Genomic DNA, 22089 nt, shown 5'->3' with positions numbered 1-22089 from the left:
CGCTCATGAATCATGAGGCGGGCCTGGAGGCCCGCGGTCCGGCAAGACAAGAGGGGGCAAGGATGATTGGCAGACGAACACTTCTCGCCGCGACGGCGGGGCTTCTGATAGCGGGCGGTGCAAACGCCCAGCCGAAATACCCATCGGAACCCGTCAAGCTTGTCGTGCCGCGCGCGCCGGGCGGCGGATCGGACATCCTGGCGCGGCTGCTGCAGCCCGCCCTGGAGAAGAAGCTCGGCGTGCCCGTCATCGTCGACAATCGGCCCGATGCTGCGGCCGTGATGGGCGCCACCATCGTGACCAAGGCGAAACCCGACGGCTACATGCTGCTGCTGACCGACAACTCCTTCTACCAGAACCCGGCGATCCTCGATTCGCTCCCCTACGACACGCTGAAAGGCTTCACCGCCATCACCATGCTGGCGCAGGCGCCGGTGATCCTGATCGTCCATCCCGACGTGCCGGCCAAGACCATGGCGGAACTGATCGAACTCGCGAAGAAGACCAACCTCACCTTCGCCTCGGGTGGCGTCGGCTCGTCGACCCATCTCATGGGCGTGATGGTGAATCTCAAGGCCGGCACCAACATCACCCACGTCCCCTTCAAGTCGTCGGGCCAGGCGCTGATCTCGCTGCTGGGCGCCCATGTCTCCATGCAGTATGGCGGGCTCGCCTCGGCGCCGCCCTACATCAAGGACGGCAAGGTCCGGCCCCTCGCCATCACCGGCGACAAGCGCGACCCCGCCCTGGCCGACGTGCCGACCTTCAAGGAAAGCGGCCTGGAGGGCGTCGACGTCTCGAGCGTCTGGGGCCTGCATGCCCCGCCGGGCACGTCGATCGAGATCCGCCGCGCCGTGCGTGACGCCGTCGCCGAGGTGATGCGCGATCCAGAAGTCGCCAAGCAGCTCGCCGAACGCGGTTATCAGACCATCGCCAGCACGCCCGAGGACCACCAGAAGCAGACCGATGCCCTGGTCAGCCAGTGGATCGAGGTCGGCAAGAAGGTGAATTTGAAGGAGTAGCTCAGCTTCAAAGAAATGCCTCACCCCGCCTTCGCCAGATCGATGGCGCGGCGGTACATGGTCATCGCCGCTTCCGGCGTGTTGTAGCCGGCGTGCGCCGTCAGCGTGACGTTGTCGAGCTTGAGCAGCGGCTCGTTGGGATCGACCGGTTCCTTGGCGAACACGTCGGTCGCGTAATGGCCGACATGGCCGGCCTTCAGGAGGTCGATCAGCGCCGGCTCGTCGACGACGCCGGCGCGCGCCGTGTTGACGACGATGACACCCCTCTTCGCCTTCTGGAGCTTTGCCCGATCGAGGAAGCCCCGGGTCTGGTCGTTGAGGCCAAGGTGCAGGCTGATGATGTCGGACTGCTTCAAGAGCTCGTCGATATCGACCATCGGTACCTTGGCGTCCGGACGCGGCGAACGGTTCCAGGCCACGACCTTCAGGCCGATTCCCGAGGCCATGCGCGCCATCTCGCGCCCGATGCCGCCCAGGCCGACGATGCCGATCGTCTTGCCGCGCAGCTCCATGCCCTGCATCGGCCGCCAGCCGCCGTTGCGGACCAAAGCGTGCATGGTGCCGATATGGCGGGCGGCGGCGAACACCAACCCCATGCCGTGCTCGGCCACCGTCGTGTCGCCGTAGCCCGAAATGGTCGAGACCTTGATGCCGTGCTTCGCTGCCGCCGCGAGATCGACGAAACTCGCCGCCCCTGTCCCCAGGAACACGATGTGCTTCAGGCCGGTGCAGCGCTTCAGCGTCTCCTCGTTGAAGTAGCTCGCATCGTTGATGACGGTGTCGTAGCCCTCGATCAGCTTGGGAATGGCATCGGCGGTTACCGGCCCCATGTTGACCGTGACCGGGATGTCGGACGGTCCGTGGACCCTCTTCCAGACGCTGTCGATGTCGGGTGTCGAATCGATGAACAAAGTCTTGGGCATCACACTCTCAACGTAGTTGTTCGACGACGCGGCCGAGCCGCTCCAGGGTGCGCACGGCGGCCTTCTGGTCCAGCCCCGGCCATTGCACGCGCACCAGGATATGGTCGGTGCCGGTGCGTTCGCCATAGTGGCCGATCTGCTCGACCACCTCGTTCTGCGCGCCGATGATGAAGCGGTTGGCCGCGAACTTGTCGAAGTCGGCGCGGATGCGATCGCCGGGCACGAAGCCCGACGCGCTGCCCCAGCTGGCATAGGCCTCGTACTTGAAGGACAGCGGCTCGCGCACCTCATCGAGTGCCTTGCCGGTGCCGCTGCCGACATGGCACTCGCGGATGATCGGGAACTCCTTGGCTGGCGCCAGGCCAGCCGCGGCGCGCGTTTCACGGAACAGCGCACCGAGCTTCTTCACGCCCTCCTCGCTCACCATCGGCGACGGCATCCAGGCGTCGGCGAGCTTGGCGGCGCGCGCAACCGGCGCCTCCGAATCACCCGCCATCCAGATCGGCGGGCCGCCAGGTTGCTTGGGCTTCAGGCTCGCCTGCACCTTGCTGAGCGTATGGTATCGACCTTTGTGTTCCACGACGTCGTCGCGCCACAGCTTGCGGATCACCTCGACGCCCTCGACGAAGCGCGACACGCGCTCCTTCATGGGCACGCCGATCGAATCGAACTCCTCCGGGCGATAGCCCAGGCCGAGGCCGATGATGGCGTTGCCGTCGGTCAGCCAGTCGAGCGTCGCCGTCTCCTCCGCCACGATCACCGGATTGAGCAATGGCAGGAGCAGCAGGCCCGGCCCCAGCCGCATGCCCTGGGCCTCCGCGGCAAGGCGCGCCAGCAACGGCATCGCCTGGAACATCTGCACCGGGCTCGACAGGAAATGCTGGCCGACCATCACCGAGGCAAGCCCGCTCGCCTTGGCGACACGCACCTGCTCGATCAGGTTTTCAAGTTCCGGACCGAGATCGGCGCCCTGCCGCCACTGGGTGTTCATGAAGAGACCGAGCTTCATCGCCTCTTTCCTCCCGCTTCATTCCTCCGGCATGCACTCTAGCGTCGCCGCGCAACCAGCACATCCCGCCGTTTGATGACACGATCGACTCGATGCGCCAGACGATCGTAGGGCGGCCGATTGACGACCTCGAGGTCGGCGACCTTGCCGACCAACGCCATCATCTCCTCCCGATCGAGCCGGGTCGAATCCCACGAGAAGGCGATGGCGCCACCGGCTACCAGCAGCTCCGTCCAGCCGGGAAGGCAGTCGGCGAGCAGGCCGTGCAGGGGACCGCGGTGCTGAATGCCATAGGGCAGATCGGTGACGATCAGGTGCGCCCGCCCGAAGCCCGCGAGCAGCTCGCCTGTCTGTCCGGCATTGCCGTGCGCCAGCATGCAGCGGCGCTGATCGTCCCGGCCGATCTGGAAAAGCCACCGCCGCGCGCCGAGCTTGCGCAGGCGCTCCTCCTTGGTGGCGAGGGGAATGCGGTTCTCGCGGCAATACTGGGTGATGAAGGTCGCCGTGCTCTCGATGTCGGTGCGGTCGAGGTCGAGACCGGCAACATCGGCGCCGAGCGACAGCGCCGTGAACAACGTGGTCCCGCCGCCGCACAGCGGGTCGACGACATCGAGCGCCGACCAGTCGCTGCTGTGAAAGTCCGACGCATACTTCGCCATGTTGCAAAGGAAGCGCGTGAAGTCTTCGTTGGTCTTGCCCTTGTAGCGCCGCGTCGCCGCCATGTCGGGAGGGATGAAGGCGGGCTGCACCGCCTCGACCGGACGCAACAACGGACCGGCAACGGCGCCGATCGCATCAAATAACTCGAAGATGCCGCCCAGCATCGCCATGCTGGCCAGCAGGCCGATCGACTCGTTGGTGATCGGTCCCGGCAGACCGAATGTCAGGTAGTCCTGGCCGGCGATGTTGTGCAGCGACACGTCCTCCAACCCGGGGCCCAGCGGCGACGCCAGCACTTCCGCCGCGGCGAGATCGCGCGCGAGGTTCGAATACTGGGTGCTGCGCTGAGGCGCGAGTTGGGCGGCTATCCGTGTCACCTCTTGGTTATATTCCAGAAAACCGTCGCCGGGGCAGCCAGCATGCCATCGATGGTCGTACGCATGGCCACCGGCTGATAGAGCTGGCCGAGATTGACGAAGGTCGGCGCCTGGGCCCAGTGCTTCTGCAGGTCCACCGCGATCTGCTTTTGCTTGGCGGGATCGGTCTCCTTGGCGAAGAGATCGCGCAGTTTCTCGATCAAGGGATCGCACGGCCAGCCGTAGGTCGCCTTCTCGCAGGAGGCGTTGAACAGGTTGGCCATCACCGGGTTCGTGATGTCCGAGCCGCCCGAGAAGGTGAAAAGCGCGTTCCAGCCGCCCTTGTCCGCCGGATCCTTCTTGGCGCGGCGCGCCACCAGGGTCTGCCAGTCCATGAGCTGCAGGTCGACCTTGAAGCCGGCCGCTTCGAGTTGCGCCTTTGCGACCGTGCCGAGGTTGGTCATGGCGGCGATGTCGGTTGCCTGCAGGAGCACAATCGGCATGCCGTCGTAGCCCGCTTCCTTGAGAAGTTGCCGGGCCTTGCCGGCATCCTGGTTCAGCACGTCCTTCATGCCCTCGTCCGAGCCGAGCGGCGTGCCGCACACGAACGGCGCCTTGCAGACCTTGTAGTATTTCGGATCGCCGATCGCTGCCTTGAGGAAATCCTCCTGGCCGAACGCCACCATCGCGGCATGTCGGATCCGCGGATCGTCGAACGGCTTGATCACGGTATTGAAGCGGAACTGGTACTGGCTGCCGACGGGATTGCTGTCGAACAGCTTTATGTTCTTGTCGCGGGCGAGGATGGGGAGGAGATCGTGCGGCGGCGCCTGCACGAGGTCGATCTCGTCCGCCATCAACGCGTTCACCTGGGTCTGGGCATCGGGGATCCATATCCATTCGACGCGATCGACCTTGGCGACCTTACCGCCGGCCAGGCCCGACGGCGGCTCGGCGCGTGGCTTGCTGACGGTGTTTTTGGTGAAGACCACCTTCTCGCCCGGCTTCCACTCGTCGGCCTTGAAGACGAAGGGGCCCGAACCGATCACGTCCTCGACCTTGATCTGCACCGTGGGCGGCGTCTCGGCCGTCTTCCTGGGCATCATAAAGGGGGCATTCGACGAGACCTTGGCGAGCGATTCCAGCACCAGGCCGTAAGGCTCCGTGAGCTTCATCCGCAAGGTCCGCGCATCGACCGCCTCGAAGCCGTCGACCAGGGCCAGCATCCTCTGGCCCATGGAATCCCGCGCACCCCAGCGCTTGAGCGAGGCGATGCAATCCTCGGCGGTGACCGGCTGGCCGTTGCTCCACTTGTTGTCGCGCAAGGTGAAGGTCCAGGTGAGCTTGTCGGGCGAGATGTCCCAGGTCTCGACCATCTGCGGCCTGACGTCGAACTTGTCGTCGAGGGCGAACAACACGTCCCACACCATGTAGCCGAAGTCGCGCTGGATATAGGCGCTGCTCCAGATCGGATCGACGATCTTCACGTCGGAGCCCATGGCAACCTTCAAGGTCTGCGCATTCGCGGCCACGGCGCCGAGCAGGCCCGTCGAAAGCACCAGGAGCGCGGCCGATTTCCGAAGATCGAGCATCATCTTCCTCCTGTCTGCCGCCAGCGGCGGAGCTGGCCGGCAAGGAATGGCTTGGCACGGTCCATGATCGGCCAGGGATCGTGACCGACGCCAGGAAGAGACTCGTGGGTCACCTTCACGCCCGCCTGGCACAGCGATCGCGTGAGCGCCTCGAGGCGTTGCGGCCGGGAGGCGCCGGCCTCATTGGCACCGGCCATGAAATACCGGCCGCCTTCGCGATGCGTGATTTCGTTCTTGTCGAGGTCGGCTGCCCCGACCAGCGTCTGGACGGGGACACGCCTCAAGGCATCGAGGTCGAGCGCGTTGCCGAAGAGCCCCTGTAGGTCGCGCACGCCGACCCACCAGTCGTGCCGATCGTCCACAAGAGTCACCGATCCCGGTGCGCCGAGCGAAGCCGCCCACAGCGATTGCGGCCTGAGCAGCAGAAAGCGGTTGGCGAACTGGGCGCCGCCGGAGAAGCCGAACAGCCCGAACCTGTCGCACGAGAGAGCCCACCGCTCCTTGACCTCGGCGACCATGTCGACGAGGACCTGGTCGTAGCGAATGCCGGGCTCGCTCAGATACTTGTAGCCGTCGGCATTGCCGTCGCCGTTCACCCCGACCGGGAACAGCGGACAGAGGATCAGCGTATTGCAGCCCTCACCGAAGTCCTGAAAACGATCGCGGAACTCCATGAAGGTGCGCGGACTGCCATGCACGACGACCAGCAACTCGGGCCGGACGTCGCCGGACCGGTAGCCGAACGGCACGTAAAGGCAGTACGAGAACCGGGGATCACAGCGCACGGCATAGACCGCGGTGCGTCCGATGTCGTAGGGACCAAGCTTCACGGCTTCCAGCGTAGCAATATTTGATCCAAAATGTGATCCAATTTTAAGGTCAAGGATGGCCAAGCCAGGGAAAACAGCCGCCAAGGGCGCCGAGGCGATTGCCGCGGCCATTGCGCTCGACATCGGCTCAGGCCAGTTGGGCAACGGCGCTTGGTTGAAGCAGATCGATATCGAGACCCGCTATCGCTGCACACGGGCCGATGCGCGGCGCGCGCTCGAGGCGTTGGCGATCAAGGGGCGGATTCAACGGATCCCACAGCGCGGCTACTTCGTTTCGATCGTCGACGAGAGCCAGCGCCACGAGCTCGTCGAAGTCCGCGTGCTGCTCGAGACGGCCATGATCCCCAGCATCGTCGAGCGGGCGACGAAAAAGGACATCGCCGATCTGCGCCGGCTGGCGGCGTCGTTTGCCGCAGCCGCCCGCAAGGACGACGTGACGGAACGCTACATGACCAACCGCGCCTTCCATGTCCACCTGAGCGAGCTCTGCGCCAATCGCGAGCTCGCCAAGCTCGCCCTCGCCGTGCGCGGCGACCTGCCGACCACGCGGATCGCCCAGTGGCACTCCCAGGCACGCATCGATCAATCAGCCAGGGAACATTCCCTGATCGTGGAGGCGCTTGCCGATCGCGACGTCAGGAAACTGACCGACCTGATTGCCGTTCACATTCGCCAGCCTGGCGAGCCCCGGCCTAGCCAGCCCATGAGGCGGCGCGCTCGAGCAGCCGGCGCGCGCGGATGACGATCGGCAGGTCGATCATGCTGCCTTCGAAGGCCACGGCCCCTGCCCCCTCGGCTGCGGCAGCATCGAAGGCCGCGATCAGCCGACGGGCGCGATCGAGCTCGACATCCGAGGCGCCATACTCCTCGTTGATGATCGGAACGTGCGCCGGATGGATGCAGGAGGCCGTGGTGAAGCCCAATGCCTTCCCGCGCCTGAGGCCGGCCCGATACGAATCGAGGTCGTTGATATTGGCGAGCTGACCCATCGAGCCCATGGGCAGGATGCCGGCTGTGCGGCAGGCCGCCAGGCCGTGCATGGCGAAGACGTACATGCTGTCGGCCGAGGGAATGGCGCCGAGCTCGGTCGCCATGTCCTCGCCGCCCACCGACATGCCGGCCATGCGCGGCTCGGCAGCGATGGCATAGAGGTGCGGCAGTGCCGCCGGTGACTCGATCAATACGAGGAAGCGCGTATGGCCGATCGTCATGCCGAGGGCCGCCTCGCGGTCGGTCACCAGCTCGGCGAGCAGCCGGACATGCTCTGGCCCCATGACCTTGGGCAGCATCAGGGCCGCGACACCGGGCATCACCGACGCCGCGATATCGGCGACGGCGAGGTCGAGCGGCCGGTTGATGCGCACCACGACGTCGGCGCCTTTCTGGGCGACCCGTGGCACGGCGGCAGGCAGCGCGGCGCGGGCATCCGCCTTGCGCGTCGGCAGGATCGAATCCTCGAGATCGAGGATGATGGCATCGGCGCCGCGCTCGTGCGCCTTCGCCAGGAATCGCTCCGAGAGCACCGGCACGAACAGCAGCGATCGCCAGGACGGTTGAGGCCGGTTCATTCGATGTTCTCCTATCAGCGCGTGGCGTCGCGCTTGCGTTTCAGGCCCCACGCCGCCGCCACATCGGCCGCGACGCGCCTGGCCATCAATCGATAACCCAGGCTTTCACCGAATGGCGAGCGGATAAGATGCGACCCGTCGGCATAGACGGTTTCCTTGACGTCGACGAACAGGTCGCCCAGGTCGAACACCGGCAGGCCAAGGTCGCGCTGGCTCATTACCCCGTCGACCATCCGGCGATAGAGCCCGATGTAGGACAAATCGCCGACGACGGCCTGCTCCGCGGCCGTCAGCGTCTTGCCGTAGGCAGGTACCGGCTGGAAGAAGTAAGCGGTCTTGATGTCGTAATCGCGCGCCACGGCGTCCATGGCGCGGTTGTACTTCCGCAGCAGCTCGAGCTGGGTGGCGAAGACGCGCTCGCCGTCGCCCGCGATGTCGGCCGGCAGGGCGAACAGGCTTTCGAGCGTCGTATGCTTGCTCGACGGCAGCGCGTCCCGGCCCTTGGCCAGCGCTTCCAGGCTGCGGAACAGCAGATAGGCGGCGTGCGACTGCCCGAGTATCGCATCCCTCGCCACACCGCCCGCGAGGCGGCCGAGCACCCAGCCGATGGCGGCATCGCCGAAATTGTCGTCGGCCACCAGCGGATTGACCGCGAGGAAATTGTTGACCGGATACTCCAGGCGCTCGCGCTCCCAGGGCCGGAACAGGTAGTAGTCGTTCATCCCGCCCAGCGTGATCACGGCGTCGAGTGCCTGGGCGTTGAGCGCGAACAGGATGAAGGGCTGCGGCTGCTTCCACGCGCCGTCGCCGCCGTTCAGCACCCAGAACGGCTGGCCGTTCGGGCTCTCGTATTCGCTGTTCAGCTCCTCTTCGAGGTAGCGCGGCGCGGGCCATGGGTCGATCTGGGCGAGCTGGCCCGCGACCGAGCCGCCGGTGAGCAGGATGGTGTAGCGGTCGGGCCGCTTCAGCAGCGGGTAGTCGTCGTTGAACAGGCCGACATTATTAACGTTCTTCAGCCCACACGGCCGGTTGGCATGATGGACGAAGCCGACATAGGGATGCGGATAGAGCGTATCGACATAGCGGCAGGCCGTGCCGCGCGTCAGGTCACGCACATAGGTGTTCTGGGTACGCTCGAACAGATCGGCGGCCGGCGTATAGCGGCCGTCTTCGACCATCGTCCAAAGGACCGCCATGCCCTCGATGGCCGCCACCGAAAGGGCAATGCCGATAGCAGTGGAAATCACGCCGAAGAGGCGGCGTTTGGTCTTGTCCTTCATCTGCGCGCGTCTCGGACTGCCTACCACACACGCCAGCTTGCCTGGTCGAACTCGAGCAATTTCTAGAGCGATTCCCGATTAGATGGAACCACTTGCACGGCTCTAGCAGCGAAGGCGTCGGACAACCTCCCGTTGAAGAGATCACACAGAAGAGCGTCTGCTCAATGCTGGCTCGGCAAAGCTAGCCAAGATCGAAGCCGTGCCCTACGGCCATCAAAACCCATCGTCGCCAGGGAAAATTGCGCCGTCCTGTTGCTTTATGGCCACAGTTCGTCGAAGTCACGGCCGGTCTGCGGCAAAGCTGGAGCCAAATCCTCTCGCACCGTGTAAAATAACTGGGAAACACATAACGAGGAGATACGGATGAGGAAGGCTTTGTTCGTTGCAGGCGCCTTGGTTGCCCTACCCTCGATGGGTCATGCACAGGAATTCGCGCCGTTACCTGGTTTCTACATCGGCGCCGGCGCCGGCGCCGTGTGGTACCTGAGTAGCACGACGTCGGTCGGCGGGTCGTTCAGCAGCACGACCGGTTTCCTGGCAGATGTCGTCGCCGGCTACGACTTCGTCGGTCCGCGCGTCGAGCTCGAAGTTGGCTTCGGCTTCATCCCCTTCACTGCCAACCTTGCCGGCACCGCTGCGCGGTCGAATTTCAGCGGTGAAGCCCATCAGCTGCACGTGATGGGCAAGGTCCTCTACGATTTCATTCCAGCGTCGACCATCACGCCCTATATCGGCGCCGGCGCGGGCATCGCGTTCGTCGACGGAAACTCCTTCCTGCAGAACACGGTGTTCGCCTACGAAGGCATCCTCGGCGTGGGCTACAACATCGACAGCCAGTGGCGCGTCGCCCTCGAAGGCCGCTACGTCGGCACGACGAACGCCAACGTGGTCATTAACGGCGTCAATGTCGGGGTGAACAACTCCAACATCGTGGCCATGGTCTACGGCCAGTACAAGTTCGCGCCGCCCACGGCGACAGCGCCACCGCCTGCGCCGGCCCCCGCTGCGCCGCCCTCCTTCATGGTGTTCTTCGACTGGGACAGCTCAGTCCTGTCGCAGGCCTCCCTGAACGTCGTCAACCAGGCCGCCGCCGCCTTCAAGAGCAAGGGCAGCGCTCGCATCCGCGCGACCGGGCACACCGATACGTCGGGGCCTGAGGCATACAACATGGCGCTGTCGCTGCGGCGCGCGAATGCGGTCAAGAACGCATTGGTGCGCGAAGGCGTGCCGGCCGCGGCGATCACCGTGATCGGGCGTGGCGAGCAGGGCCTGCTTGTGCAGACCGGCGACGGCGTGCGCGAGCCGCAGAATCGTCGCGTCGAGATCGTGGTCGAATAAACGGGGGTTTCGGGGGCTGGGCGACCGTCGGTCGCTCAGTCCCTGACCTTGACGGCGTCGGCGACGAACTCGGCCTCGGCCGTCGGGATGGGCGTGGACGTCTCGCGACAGAAGGCGGCGCCCAGGATCCAGTTCAGCTGGCCCGGTGTGCCTGAGCCGTTGCGCACGAAGCCGATACATTGGCGCTGGGCCTTCTGGAACGTCACATAGTGGTCGCCGGCTCTGCTGGCGGCATAGGCCCAGCCGCCGGCTCCTCCGGTGACGTTCTTCAGCGCATCCGCTGTCCGCAGCCAGTCCACCGCGCTGGAACTCGAGACGGGGCTCAGCCCTCCGACACCATGCGCCTGGACCAAGCGGTACAGGCCGATCGCGAACTCGCTTTTCGAATCGGTGTAGGTGAGGCGCCAGCTCTGCACGTTGCCAATGCGAAACGTGCGCACGTTCGACGTCCAGCACCGGTTGAACGGTACGCCGTAGACCGGCGCGGTGGCGCAGTTGATCTCATTGGTGAAGTTCCAGGAGTCCTGGGCGTCGGCCATCCCGACCCTGCCGAAAACGACCAGGGCCGCAAGCAAGGCCACCAGCGCCTTGAATTGATTCCGCCTCAAGTGAGAAGCTCCCCATCCGCGCCAGCAGCGGCAAAAACAATCACATAGATTCTGGACTGCAGCAATCTCGACGGAGATCAGCGCGTGGGCGTCAGCCCCCAGGGGCAAGAGACGGCGCCGGGAAAGTCCATGCGTCGGCCGGACGAGTCCTGGCACGAGATACCGCCGGAGCTGCTGGCGCGCGGCTGCGGCGGCGCAGGATACGGTGAGGGTGACGGTGACGGCATCGTTGCAGCGCGAGCCTTCGCGGCCGCCTCGGCCTTCTTGAGATCGTCATCGTATTTTGCGAGCGCCGGCGCCGCCTCGCTGAACAGCGCCTGTTGCTGAGCGGCGGTCAGGAAGCCGGTCGTCGGCTGATTGCGGGCTTTCTGCCACCCCGAGATCATTTCGCGAGAGCGCGGCCCAAAGACACCATCGAAGCCGTTCGTGTCGAAGCCTAGAGACGTCAACGCAACCTGGATCCGCTGGCGATCGAGCTGCGAGAGCTTGAGCGCAATCTCGGCAGCCTCTGCAGCCTTCTGGGCCGCCGCTTCGGCGTCGGCCTTCTGCTTGGCCTCAGCGTCGGCCTTCGCCTTGGCGTCTGCATCGGCCTTTCGCTTGGCCTCGGCTTCCGCCCTGGCCTTGGCGTCCGATTCCGCCTTTGCCTTGGCCTCCGCGTCAGCCTTTGCCTTGGCTTCTGCGTCGGCTTTCGCCTTGGCTTCGGCTTCGGCCTTTCGCCTGGTCTCGGCGTCCGCCTTTGCCTGGGCCTCTGCCTCTGCCTTGGTCTTGGCTTCGGCCTCCGCCTTCGCTTTGGCGTCGGCATCGGCTCGTCGCCTGGCGTCAGCCTCGGCTCTTTGCCTGGCTTCGGCATCCGCCTTCGCTTTTGCCTCGGCCTCCGCTCGCTGCTTGGCCTCGGCGTCCGCCTTCGCCCTGGCGTCCGCATCCGCCTTCTGCCTGGCTTCCGCTTCCGCCTGCTGCCTGGCCGCCTCAGCGTCCGCCGCTTTCTGCCTTGCCTCGGCCTCCGCCCGCTGCCGTGCCGCCTCGGCTTCCGCCTTTTGCCTGGCTGCGGCCTCGGCTTCAGCCTTCTGCCTCGCTTCGGCCTCTGCCTGTTGCTTGGCTGCGGCTTCGGCCTGGAGCCTGGCTTCCTCCTCGGCCTTCTGCCTGGCGGCCACCTCGGCAGCCTTCTGCTCCTCCGCAGACACTGGAGGCGCCGGCCTCGGTGGGAAGATCACGTATCCGCCAGCCACACCGACCAGGATCGCCGCCACCGCCCCGCCATAGAGCGCGATGCGATTCATTCCGGCGAACGCCGCACTGGCCGACGCGAACGACCGAGCGGATGCCGACTTGAGCCTAGCCGCCGTGGACGCCGCCGCAGAAGCGGCAGCGCCCGTCACCGCCGGCCGCTGCCTGTTCGTCGGCGGCAAGACGGGTGCAGGAGCGGGCGCAGGGGCAGGTGCGGGCGCAGGGGCAGGCACGGGTTTGGGCTTCGGACGAGGCTTCGGCCGCTCGAATACGGTCTCGTCACTTGCCTGCTCGACCACTGTCCCCGAAAGAATGTCGCGCCATTCGGCGATCGACTGCGGGCGATCCTTGGCCCGCACCGTGAGGCCAATATCGATCCCCTTGAGAACGGCAGGCGGGTAGCCTTCGAGAGAAAGCTTGGCCAGCGGCTGGTAGGCATCGTTGAGCGCGCGCTCCAGGGAGCTCGGCGGCGCCTTGCCCGTGATCGCATGATAGAGCGTTGCCGACAGGCTGTAGATATCGGTCCACGGCCCTTGCTTGTCCGACGTCAGCTGCTCGGCCGCGGCATAGCGCGGCGTGAAGATCGCCGTCATCGCCGCCGTGCGATCGGCCATCGATGACCGCGACGCGCCGAAATCGATCAGCGTCGGATTGTTGTTGGCATCGAGGATGACGTTGGCCGGCTTGACGTCGCGATGCAGGAAGCCGGTCTTGTGGACGGCCTCGAGTCCATCGAGCAGTCGGTCGAGCATGCGCTGGGTGATCGCCGGCGGCAGCTTGCCATCGCGCTTCAGGCGTTGCTCGAGAGTGTCTCCGCGCGCCAGGCCCATGATCATGTAGGCCGTGCCGTTGGCTTCGAGGAAGTCGTACACGCGGACGACTGCGGGCGCGCCCTCGAGCGTGGCGAGGATGCGGGCCTCTTCAAGGAAACGTTCGCGCCCCCAGATGAAGTCTTCGGCAAGCTGAGTCGATCGCGGCACGACCGTCGAGCCGTTCTCGCGCAGCGCCAGCGTCGTCGGCAGATACTCCTTCACTGCGACTTCGCGGCCGAGCGTCGTATCCTTGGCGTAGTAGGTGATGCCGAAGCCGCCGTGGCCCAGGACTGAAAGCAGCTCATAGTTACGCAGCCGCGTCCCGGCTGGTAACGTGCCTCGCATTTCGTTCGGCTTGGCGTCTGCCTTGGTCTCGGCCGCCATAACTTGTCTGCCCTCGAGCATCGAGGTTTGCAAAAAGCAATTCTAGCGCATGTCGCGGTTTCGCAAAGCGCCAAGATAGAGGTGGCGATCGCACTCGCGTGTGGCGAATCTCACGTACACGCCGCCAACTCTCGGTTATGACAGCGCCGCTACGTCAATCCTGCCGGCGCTCTCAAAAGCCCTGAATCCTCTTGTCGAACGGGCGGATGTTGCATGATAGTTGCGAGAGTTCAGTGCGCCGCCGTTCAACGGATGACGTCCCGGGGGGATGAATACAAGTGCGTCCAATAGAGCTGAAGCCACTGATCGGACGCCTGAACGACGTCTGCCGTCGCGCCCTTGAGGCCGCGGCTGGCGCGACGGCGCTCAGAACCCACTACAACGTCGAAATCGAGCATTTTCTGGTCGGACTGCTCGATAAGACCGATACCGATCTTGCCGCCATCCTGCGGCGCTGGGAGATCGATCCCGCCCGTCTGCTGGCCGACCTCACGAGGTCGCTCGACCGTATGAAGACCGGCAACGCGCGGGCGCCGGCGCTTTCACCCGACATCGTCGAGATGGTAAAGCAGGGCTGGCTGCTGGCCTCGGTCGAGCAAGGTGCCAGCCGCGTGCACTCGGGCCATCTGATCTGGGCGCTGCTGGCCGACGACATGCTGGCGCGCCGCGCGATCGCATCGTCGGGCCTTCTGGCCGCCATCGCGCCCGATACGCTCAAGGCCGACTATCTCACGATCTGCGCCAACACGGCCGAGACGGCACAGGCCACGACGCAGGCGGCTGGCTCGGAGGCGGCAGGCACCGGCTCGGGCGAAGCCCGACCGGGCGGCTCGGGGGCTCTCGATCAATTCACGATCGACCTCACGGCCCAGGCCAAGGCCGGCAAGATCGATCCGATCCTCGGCCGTGACTTCGAGATCCGTCAGATGGTCGACATCCTGACGCGCCGTCGTCAGAACAATCCGATCCTTACGGGCGAAGCGGGCGTCGGCAAGACCGCCGTCGTCGAGGGCCTGGCGCTCCGCATAGCGTCGGGCGACGTCCCGCCGGCGCTGCGCAGCGTCACATTGCGCACGCTCGATCTTGGCCTGCTTCAAGCCGGTGCGGGCGTGAAGGGTGAATTCGAGAACCGCCTGAAGTCGGTGATCGAGGAGACCAAGTCGAGCCCCAAACCCATCATCCTTTTCATAGACGAGGCGCATACGCTGATCGGCGCCGGCGGCCAAGCCGGCCAGAACGATGCGGCCAATCTCCTGAAGCCCGCGCTGGCGCGCGGCGAGCTGCGCACGATCGCGGCGACCACCTGGGCCGAATACAAGAAGTACTTCGAGAAGGACGCCGCCCTCACCCGCCGCTTCCAGCCCGTGAAGGTCGAGGAGCCCAGCGAGAAGATAGCCGTCGCCATGATTCGCGGCCTGGTATCGACGCTCGAGCTGCATCACAAGGTTCGCATCCTGGACGAGGCGGTGAGCGACGCCGTGCGCCTGTCGGCGCGCTACATCCCGGCGCGGCAGTTGCCGGACAAGGCGGTCAGCCTGATCGACACGGCCTGCGCGCGCGTGGCGATGAGCCAGAACGCCATACCGGCGCCGATCGACGACTGCCAGCGCCGCCTCGGCCTGATCGACACCGAGCTCAAGATTATCGAGCGCGAGACGGCGGCGGGCGCCGATCATGCGGCCCGGCACGAAGAGCTGACGGCCGAACGGCAGCGCATCACCGACGAGCTGGCCAAGCTGAACGAGCGCTGGGAGGCCGAACGCGATCTCGTGACCAAGATCGACGCTGTACGCGCCAAAATCGATGCCGCGACGGCGAGTACGAGCAATGCCGGCGACGGCGCCGCCAAGAGCGATGGCCAGGCGGAGCGTGCCGAGCTGACCGACCTGTCGGCACGCCTGCGCACGCTGCAAGGCGAACAGCCATTGATTTTTCCCGTGGTCGACGGCCAGGCGATCGCCGCCATCGTCGAGGCGTGGACCGGTATCCCGGCCCGCCGCATGCAGACCGACGAGATCCGCACCGTGCTCAATCTGCGCGAAGCGATGGAACGGCGCGTCGTCGGGCAAAACCATGCGCTGGAAGCTGTCGCGCAAGCCATTCGCACCAGCCGGGCCGGATTGACCGATCCGCGCCGGCCGGTCGGCGTCTTCCTGTTCGTCGGCACGTCGGGTGTCGGCAAAACGGAGACCGCCCTTACCCTTGCCCAGCTCCTCTACGGCGGCGAACAAAACGCCACCACCATCAACATGGCGGAGTTCAAGGAGGAGCACAAAGTCAGTCTGCTGATGGGCAGCCCACCGGGCTATGTCGGCTATGGCGAAGGCGGCGTGCTGACCGAAGCGGTCCGGCGACGGCCCTACAGCGTCGTGCTTCTCGATGAGATGGAGAAGGCCCACTCGGGCGTTCAGGACGTGTTCTACTCCGTCTTCGACAAAGGCAACATGAAGGACGGCGAAGGGCGCGACATCGATTTCAAGAACACTGTCATCATCATGACCAGCAACGCTGGTACGGATCTGATCAACAAGCTGTTCGCCGATCCTGAAACCGCGCCGGACGCCGCCGGACTTGCCGACGCGCTGCGGCCGGAACTGGCGAAGTTCTTCAAGCCGGCCTTCCTCGGGCGCGTGACCCTGGTGCCGTATTTCCCCCTTCCCACTGCGATTATCCGCCAGATCGTGACGATGCAACTCGAACGTATCCGCAATCGTGTGCGCGACAGCTATCGCGCGACGTTCGATTGGACGCCGGAATTGGTCGACACGATCGCGGCGCGCTGTACGGAAAGCAGTTCAGGCGCGCGCAACGTCGAGAACATCCTGACGCGTACGCTTCTTCCCGAGTTGTCCGCAGAGGTGCTCGCTCGACTGGCCGACGGCCAGTCGATCCAAAACGTCAAAGCCAGCCTCAACGCAGACGGGTTATTTTTCTTTGCCATCAACTAACCGTAAAGGTGTTGATAATCCCCAATGGCTTTCTCCAACGGAGGTCGACAGTGCCAATCTATATGAAGTTCGGCGGCATCGATGGTGACGTTACCACCGATGGGTATAAAAACTGGATCGAGTTGAACTCATTCCAGTATGGAGTTGGTCGAGCCGTGAGCAGCGGCGCCGGCGGCAACTCGCGCGAGAGCTCGGCGCCCAACGTCAGCGAGATCGTTGTCACCAAGCATTTCGACAAGGCGTCCGCCAAGCTCTACCAGGACTCGGTGGCCGGGACGTTCGACACCAAGGTCGAGATCAAGATGAACACGACCACCAAGAACAAGACCGAAACGTTTCTTTCCTTCGAACTGTCGGATTGCGGCGTCAGCAGCTATTCGCTCAGCTCAGGCGGCGACAATCCTATGGAGAGTCTGTCGCTCAACTTCCTCAAGGTCATGGTCACACCTACGCCGCTCGACAAGTCCGGCCAGATCAAGAAGGGCGACGTGGTCTCCTACGATCTGCTGGCAATGAAGGCGAGCTGAGGCTCCAACCAGTCACGTCTGCAAAACCAAGACAAGCCGGTGCCTTTGCGGCACCGGCGATCGGGCTCCGGTACCCCTACTGCTTTACTGCTGAGGTTCGGTGGAAGGCGGCTTGATACCGACGCTCGTCAACAGCGAATGACGCGCTGTCTCGTCGGCAACCAGTTCGGCGACGAGGTCCGGCCAGCCAAGGCGGGCACGTCGCACAGCTTCATCCAATGTAAACCCGATCGGCGAGCTCGGCTCGTTGCGCTTGAACCAGGCGGCAATCTCCGTGAGCTGACGCAGCGCCTGTTCGCGCCCCGTGATGCTTCCCGGCGTCGCCACAACAGCAGCGGCGCCATCGCCTGCGCCTGCAGTCGCGCTTGTCATCTCGGCTGCTCCATCTGCCGCGTCGGGCGGTGCAAATCGCCCGCACGTTTCCGATACGAACTCCAGCAACTCGCGCACACGGTTGGCGGCCGGGCTCGCGTCGCCGGCCTTTTCGTCGAACGCGCGCTCCATCTCCTTCCACGATGCGAGAGTCTTGGTGATCAGCTCGCGTTGCGCCGACCAATACGCGCCGCCGGCCGCCCGCGCTTCCTTTTCGACCTCTTCGAACGGCAGGACGCCGGAGTCGATGCGCTGGGCGCGCCGCGCCGGATCGGTGATGCCGGAGAGCTCGACCGCTGCCTGGTACTGCCAGATGCTGAAGGGCGAGCCGTCAGGCCGGCGAAACAGCGCCACTTTACGCAGCGGCTGCATCAGTGTTCCATCAGCGCCCTGGCCGGAAAGTCCCGCTACGGCGGCCACACGGGCCTCCATGTCGCCTTCCTCAGGCACCGGAAACAGGCCGTCCCAATGCCGCTCGACCAGCCCGCCGATCACCGCGGCGCCCGCCATCAGTCCCCGGAGGCCGGCCATGCGCACCAAGGCTTCTGTCAGCCAGGTCGCAACTTCCAGATCCTTGGAGTTCGCCTTCAACGCCCCGATCGCCATCGTCGCGACCGGGCGCCAGAGCACCGGCAGGCCTTCTTCGCCGCCCTCGGTATCGGCCTGCCGCTCGGCATCGCGCGCCTGGGCCCGGGCGTCGCGAAGGCGGAAGTAGATGGAGGTCGGCGCGAAGTCCTGTCGAAGGTCGACGCCGGTCGGCTGGTCACCCTCCAGGGGCGCCAGGATCGCCTCAAAGTCAGCTGTCTCAAGTTCCGGAATCATGGTGAAGTCACCCGCGGGACTGGTCTGCTATGATACAAGCCGGACCGCCATGTTGAAGAACCAAACGTTTAGGGAACGTGCTTTTCATCACCTTCGACGACACCCGGGACGGCCTATGCTGGCATGGACTGCCTAAGCTGTCCGGAGTAGTCTAGTCGATAAGCAGGAGGGTTTCTGCGATGAGCTCAAGTATACACGACAAGCTGAATCGTGTGCGCAAACCCCGAGTGCACATCACCTACGATGTCGAGACCGAAGGCGCGCAGATCCAGCGCGAGCTGCCCTTCGTCGTCGGCATCATGGGCGATTTCTCGGGAGATCCGACGACGCCGCTGAAGCCTCTGGCCGACCGCAAGTTCACGCAAATCGACCGCGACAACTTCAACGACGTGATGGCCAGCATGGCGCCTGGCCTCAAGCTCAAGGTCGACAACAAGCTGGCCGACGACGGCACGCAGATGGCTGTCGACCTCAAGTTCAACTCGATGGACGACTTCGATCCTGTGCAGGTCGTCAAGCAGGTCCCCGCCCTCGCGGCGCTGCTCGAGACCCGCGAGAAGCTTCGCGATCTCATGAGCAAGGCCGACCGGTCGCAGGAACTCGAGAACCTGCTCGAGCAGGTCTTGCGCTCCGAGGAAGAGCTCAAGTCGCTGTCGGGCGAACTCGGCATCAAGAAGTCGGAGGAATAGGCAAATGGCCGACGCAAAGAGCGCGCCCCAATCCGCCGCCGCCACAACGACCGAGGCGGCGCCCGGCTTGCTTGACCAGATCATCACCAACACCAAGCAGACCGAACCCGATCGCGCTCAGGAGCTCGTCAAGACGCTCGTCGAGCAGGCGCTGGCCGGCACTGTCACCTTCGATCGCAATCTCACGCGGACGTTCGACAAGGCCGTCAAGGCGATCGATGCCAAGATGTCGGAGCAGCTCAACGCGATCATGCATGATCCGAAGTTCCTCAAGCTCGAGGGCAGCTGGCGGGGATTGCACTACCTGGTGCAGAACTCCGAGACCGGCACCGCACTCAAGCTGCGCGTGCTCAACCTGCCCAAGCGCGAGCTGAACCGCGACCTCAGCCGGGCGATCGAGTTCGACCAGAGCCAGCTGTTCAAGAAGATCTACGAGAACGAGTTCGGCACGCCGGGTGGCGAGCCCTATGGCGCGTTGATCGGCGACTATGAGTGGACGAACCATCCCGACGACATCGAGACTCTGCGGCTGGTATCCAACATCGCGGCCGGCGCGTTCGCGCCGTTCATCTCCGCGGCCGGTGCCGGCATGTTCGGCTTCGAATCGTGGACCGAGCTGTCCAAGCCGCGCGATCTCGCCAAGATCTTCGATACGGTCGAGTTCGCGAAATGGCGGGCGTTCCGCGACAGCGAGGATTCGCGGTTCGTGAACCTCGTCATGCCGCGCGTGATCGCCCGCATGCCCTACGGCAAGAACACCAAGCCGCTCGACGAGTTCGACTACGAGGAAGCGCCGATCGATGCCCGCGGCAAGGCGCAAGCGATGGATCACGAATCCTATTGCTGGTCCAACGCCGCCTACATCATGGGCGCGCGCCTCACCGATGCCTTTGCCAAGACCGGCTTCTGCACCGCCATCCGCGGCGCCGAGGGTGGCGGCAAGGTGGAAAACCTGCCGACCCATGTCTTTACGTCGGACGACGGTGACCTCGACGCCAAGTGCCCGACAGAAATCGGCATCACCGACCGGCGCGAGTTCGAACTGTCCAACCAGGGCTTCCTGCCGCTCTGTCATTACAAGAACACGGACTACGCGGTGTTCTTCGGTGGCCAGACGACGCAGAAGCCGAAGAAGTACGATCGGCCCGAAGCGACCGCCAATGCCGCTATTTCGGCCCGGCTGCCCTATATCATGGCGACCAGCCGGTTTGCCCATTACCTCAAGGTCATGGGACGCGACAAGATCGGCAGCTTCATGGAAGCGAGCAACGTCGAGACCTGGCTCAATCGCTGGATCCAAAACTACGTCAACTCCAACGTCGACGCCGGCCAGGACATGAAGGCCCGCTTCCCGTTGCGCGAGGCGCGGGTCGAGGTGAAGGAGATTCCGGGCAAGCCGGGTTCGTACAATGCTATCGCCTATCTGCGGCCCTGGCTGCAGATGGAGGAATTGACCACGAGCTTGCGCATGGTCGCGAGCATTCCCCAGAAGGCCTGACCGCCCGAACCCTTTTGACCTGGCACCCGCCGCCATGATGGGCGGGACCGGCACACCATGGGCGAGGAAGCAACAATTGCAGCCCCCGCGGAGGAGGCGTCTCGACAGCGACCGCCTCTGCGCGAGTCGGTGCTGGCGGGTCGCTTCTTCGGCGAACAGCACCGCGAGGAGGGTGGCGAGCTTGCCGCCTTCCTTCACGGCAGGCTGAGTTGCAGTGAGGCGCTCGAGATGTGGTTCGGCGAGGCCCTGAGCGGCCTTCTGGCCGCCGGCGGCGACCGGCTGCGCGCAGCGCTCGACCGCGACATCGCCGACATCGATGCCGCGATCGGCGATCAGCTCGACGCCGTGCTGCATCACTCGCGCTTCCGGGCGCTGGAAGGGCGCTGGCGCGGCCTCGCCTGGCTGATCTCCGGCATCGAACCGGGCCGGCGGGTCAAGGTGCGACTGCTGCCCGTCCGATGGGGCGAGCTCTGCCGCGACCTCGAACGGGCATTGGAATTCGACCAGAGCATCACCTTCCGCCGCATCTACGAGGAAGAGTTCGGCATGCCCGGCGGCGAGCCGTACGGCCTGATGGTGATCGATCACGCCGTCCGCCATCGCGTCGCCGCCGGGGCCACGACCGACGACGTGGGCGGCCTGGCGCAGCTTTCCGCCGTCGCCGCGGCCGCCTTCATGCCGACCGTGCTTTCGCTCGATCCGACGGTGCTGGAAGTCGACACCTTCTCCGACCTCGAAGGCGTGCGCGACATCACCGCGCCGCTGCGCGGGCCCAACCACCTGCGCTGGCGAAGCCTTTCCGGACGCGCCGACATGCGCTTCGTGGCGGTGACGCTGCCCCGCCTGCTGGCGCGCCGCCCATGGGCGGACGACCCTGGTCGTCTCGACGGCTTCCGCTACAGCGAGCACGCACCGACAGCCGACGCGCGGGTCTGGATGAGCGCCGGGTACGCCTTCGCCGCCTGCGCGGTGCGCGCCTTCCTGGACAACAACTGGCCGGCCGACGTGCGCGGCGTGGAGATCGACCGTGTCGGCGGCGGGCTTGTCGACAATCTCACCGCGGAGCCATTCGTCAGCGGTCCGCCCTATGCCTGGCCGCGCAAGTCCATCGAGTACCAGTTCAGCTTCCGGCAGGAGCAGGCCCTGGTCGAGGTCGGCCTGTTGCCGGTCGGCGTCCTGCCGTTCGGGCCCGAGCTGGTGTTCGGCGCCTCGCGCAGCATGCAGGCACCGGCGAACTATTCAGGCGCCAACGCCGTCGTGGCGGACGCCAACGCCCGCCTGTCTGCCCAGATCAACTCGATGCTGTGCGCCGCGCGCTTCGCCCATCTCCTCAAGGTGATGGGGCGGGACATGGTGGGCGCTTTCCGCACCGCCGACGAGATCGAGCGCCAGCTCAACGCCTGGCTCCAGGGCTACGTCAACACCAACATCAACAGCACCGCCGATTCGCGGGCGCGCTTTCCCCTGCTCGAAGGCAACGTGCAGGTGCGCGAACGCCTCGAGAAGCCGGGAGTGTTCGGCTGCACCATCCATCTGCGCCCGCACTACCAGCTCGACGATATCGCTACCGCCTTCCATCTCGTCACCGAACTCGCAGCGCCCAGCGTCTGACGACGCGGCCGGTCAG

Annotated in this window: 18 protein-coding genes; 8 read left to right on the top strand and 10 right to left on the bottom strand. The window is 65.2% G+C overall.

From position 1 onward, the window contains the following. Positions 1 to 62 precede the first annotated feature (62 nt). On the top strand, positions 63 to 1022 hold the full coding sequence (locus RSO01_RS16895) for a Bug family tripartite tricarboxylate transporter substrate binding protein (RefSeq protein ID WP_170303133.1): 960 nt from the start codon (positions 63 to 65) through the stop codon (positions 1020 to 1022). 20 nt (positions 1023 to 1042) lie between these two features. Here the strand turns inward: RSO01_RS16895 and RSO01_RS16890 are convergent, their stop codons facing one another. Genes RSO01_RS16890 through RSO01_RS16870 form a run of 5 tightly spaced genes read right to left on the bottom strand, consistent with a single transcriptional unit; the run spans position 1043 to position 6392 of the window. Continuing rightward, positions 1043 to 1945: a 2-hydroxyacid dehydrogenase gene (locus RSO01_RS16890; RefSeq protein WP_147150287.1), complete on the bottom strand. Its 903-nt coding sequence runs from the start codon at positions 1943 to 1945 to the stop codon at positions 1043 to 1045. A 7-nt stretch (positions 1946 to 1952) separates the two neighbouring features. Beyond that, positions 1953 to 2954 (bottom strand): LLM class flavin-dependent oxidoreductase, encoded by a 1002-nt coding sequence (locus RSO01_RS16885; RefSeq protein ID WP_147150286.1) that lies wholly within the window; start codon positions 2952 to 2954, stop codon positions 1953 to 1955. Positions 2955 to 2992: 38 nt separating this feature from the next. Further along, positions 2993 to 3991, bottom strand: coding sequence for a TRM11 family methyltransferase (locus RSO01_RS16880; protein ID WP_147150285.1), 999 nt, complete (start codon positions 3989 to 3991; stop codon positions 2993 to 2995). After that, entirely contained in the window at positions 3988 to 5562 is a 1575-nt protein-coding gene (locus tag RSO01_RS16875) for an ABC transporter substrate-binding protein (protein ID WP_246158492.1), read from the bottom strand. Before RSO01_RS16875 ends, RSO01_RS16880 begins: the two co-directional genes overlap by 4 nt. Beyond that, positions 5562 to 6392: an alpha/beta fold hydrolase gene (locus RSO01_RS16870; protein WP_218037362.1), complete on the bottom strand. Its 831-nt coding sequence runs from the start codon at positions 6390 to 6392 to the stop codon at positions 5562 to 5564. Before RSO01_RS16870 ends, RSO01_RS16875 begins: the two co-directional genes overlap by 1 nt. A 55-nt stretch (positions 6393 to 6447) precedes the next feature. Between RSO01_RS16870 and RSO01_RS16865 the strand changes: the two genes are divergently transcribed. Next, on the top strand, positions 6448 to 7134 hold the full coding sequence (locus tag RSO01_RS16865) for a GntR family transcriptional regulator (RefSeq protein WP_147150283.1): 687 nt from the start codon (positions 6448 to 6450) through the stop codon (positions 7132 to 7134). Here RSO01_RS16865 and RSO01_RS16860 read toward each other — a convergent pair. Both RSO01_RS16860 and RSO01_RS16855 read right to left on the bottom strand, forming a co-directional pair. Further along, on the bottom strand, positions 7085 to 7960 hold the full coding sequence (locus tag RSO01_RS16860) for an HpcH/HpaI aldolase/citrate lyase family protein (protein ID WP_147150282.1): 876 nt from the start codon (positions 7958 to 7960) through the stop codon (positions 7085 to 7087). The genes RSO01_RS16865 and RSO01_RS16860 overlap by 50 nt on opposite strands. A gap of 14 nt (positions 7961 to 7974) precedes the next feature. Continuing rightward, positions 7975 to 9240, bottom strand: a complete 1266-nt coding sequence (locus tag RSO01_RS16855; protein WP_147150281.1) for a hypothetical protein — start codon at positions 9238 to 9240, stop codon at positions 7975 to 7977. A gap of 363 nt (positions 9241 to 9603) precedes the next feature. Here RSO01_RS16855 and RSO01_RS16850 point away from each other — a divergent pair, with 363 nt between their 5' ends. After that, positions 9604 to 10578, top strand: coding sequence for an OmpA family protein (locus RSO01_RS16850; RefSeq protein WP_147150280.1), 975 nt, complete (start codon positions 9604 to 9606; stop codon positions 10576 to 10578). 35 nt (positions 10579 to 10613) lie between these two features. Here RSO01_RS16850 and RSO01_RS16845 read toward each other — a convergent pair whose 3' ends face one another. Together RSO01_RS16845 and RSO01_RS47325 are read right to left on the bottom strand one after the other, a co-directional pair. Continuing rightward, positions 10614 to 11186, bottom strand: a complete 573-nt coding sequence (locus RSO01_RS16845; RefSeq protein ID WP_147150279.1) for a hypothetical protein — start codon at positions 11184 to 11186, stop codon at positions 10614 to 10616. A 77-nt stretch (positions 11187 to 11263) separates the two neighbouring features. Next, on the bottom strand, positions 11264 to 13606 hold the full coding sequence (locus RSO01_RS47325; RefSeq protein WP_170303132.1) for a serine/threonine-protein kinase: 2343 nt from the start codon (positions 13604 to 13606) through the stop codon (positions 11264 to 11266). A 278-nt stretch (positions 13607 to 13884) separates the two neighbouring features. Between RSO01_RS47325 and tssH the strand changes: the two genes are divergently transcribed. Both tssH and RSO01_RS16815 read left to right on the top strand, forming a co-directional pair. Then, positions 13885 to 16554 carry a type VI secretion system ATPase TssH gene (tssH, locus tag RSO01_RS16820; protein ID WP_147150278.1) on the top strand — a complete coding sequence of 890 codons (2670 nt, stop codon included), beginning with the start codon at positions 13885 to 13887 and terminating at the stop codon, positions 16552 to 16554. A gap of 62 nt (positions 16555 to 16616) precedes the next feature. Then, positions 16617 to 17081, top strand: a complete 465-nt coding sequence (locus tag RSO01_RS16815; protein WP_246158495.1) for an Hcp family type VI secretion system effector — start codon at positions 16617 to 16619, stop codon at positions 17079 to 17081. 84 nt (positions 17082 to 17165) lie between these two features. Here RSO01_RS16815 and tssA read toward each other — a convergent pair whose 3' ends face one another. After that, positions 17166 to 18275: a type VI secretion system protein TssA gene (tssA, locus tag RSO01_RS16810; protein WP_147150276.1), complete on the bottom strand. Its 1110-nt coding sequence runs from the start codon at positions 18273 to 18275 to the stop codon at positions 17166 to 17168. Between the two features lie 179 nt (positions 18276 to 18454). On the opposite strand from tssA, the gene tssB reads away from it, so the two are divergent. From tssB to tssC (RSO01_RS16795), 3 genes are all read left to right on the top strand, one after another. Further along, positions 18455 to 18964: a type VI secretion system contractile sheath small subunit gene (tssB, locus tag RSO01_RS16805; protein ID WP_147150275.1), complete on the top strand. Its 510-nt coding sequence runs from the start codon at positions 18455 to 18457 to the stop codon at positions 18962 to 18964. Positions 18965 to 18968: 4 nt separating this feature from the next. Further along, positions 18969 to 20462 (top strand): type VI secretion system contractile sheath large subunit, encoded by a 1494-nt coding sequence (tssC, locus tag RSO01_RS16800; RefSeq protein WP_147150274.1) that lies wholly within the window; start codon positions 18969 to 18971, stop codon positions 20460 to 20462. Between the two features lie 129 nt (positions 20463 to 20591). Continuing rightward, the gene (tssC, locus tag RSO01_RS16795; RefSeq protein WP_218037361.1) at positions 20592 to 22073 is read left to right on the top strand and encodes a type VI secretion system contractile sheath large subunit; all 1482 of its coding nucleotides are present in this window, start codon (positions 20592 to 20594) and stop codon (positions 22071 to 22073) included. The last annotated feature ends 16 nt before the right edge of the window (positions 22074 to 22089 follow it).

The organism is Reyranella soli (assembly GCF_007992495.1).
In the GTDB taxonomy this organism is placed as follows: domain Bacteria; phylum Pseudomonadota; class Alphaproteobacteria; order Reyranellales; family Reyranellaceae; genus Reyranella; species Reyranella soli.
This window is presented reverse-complemented; position numbering and strand designations above follow the sequence as displayed.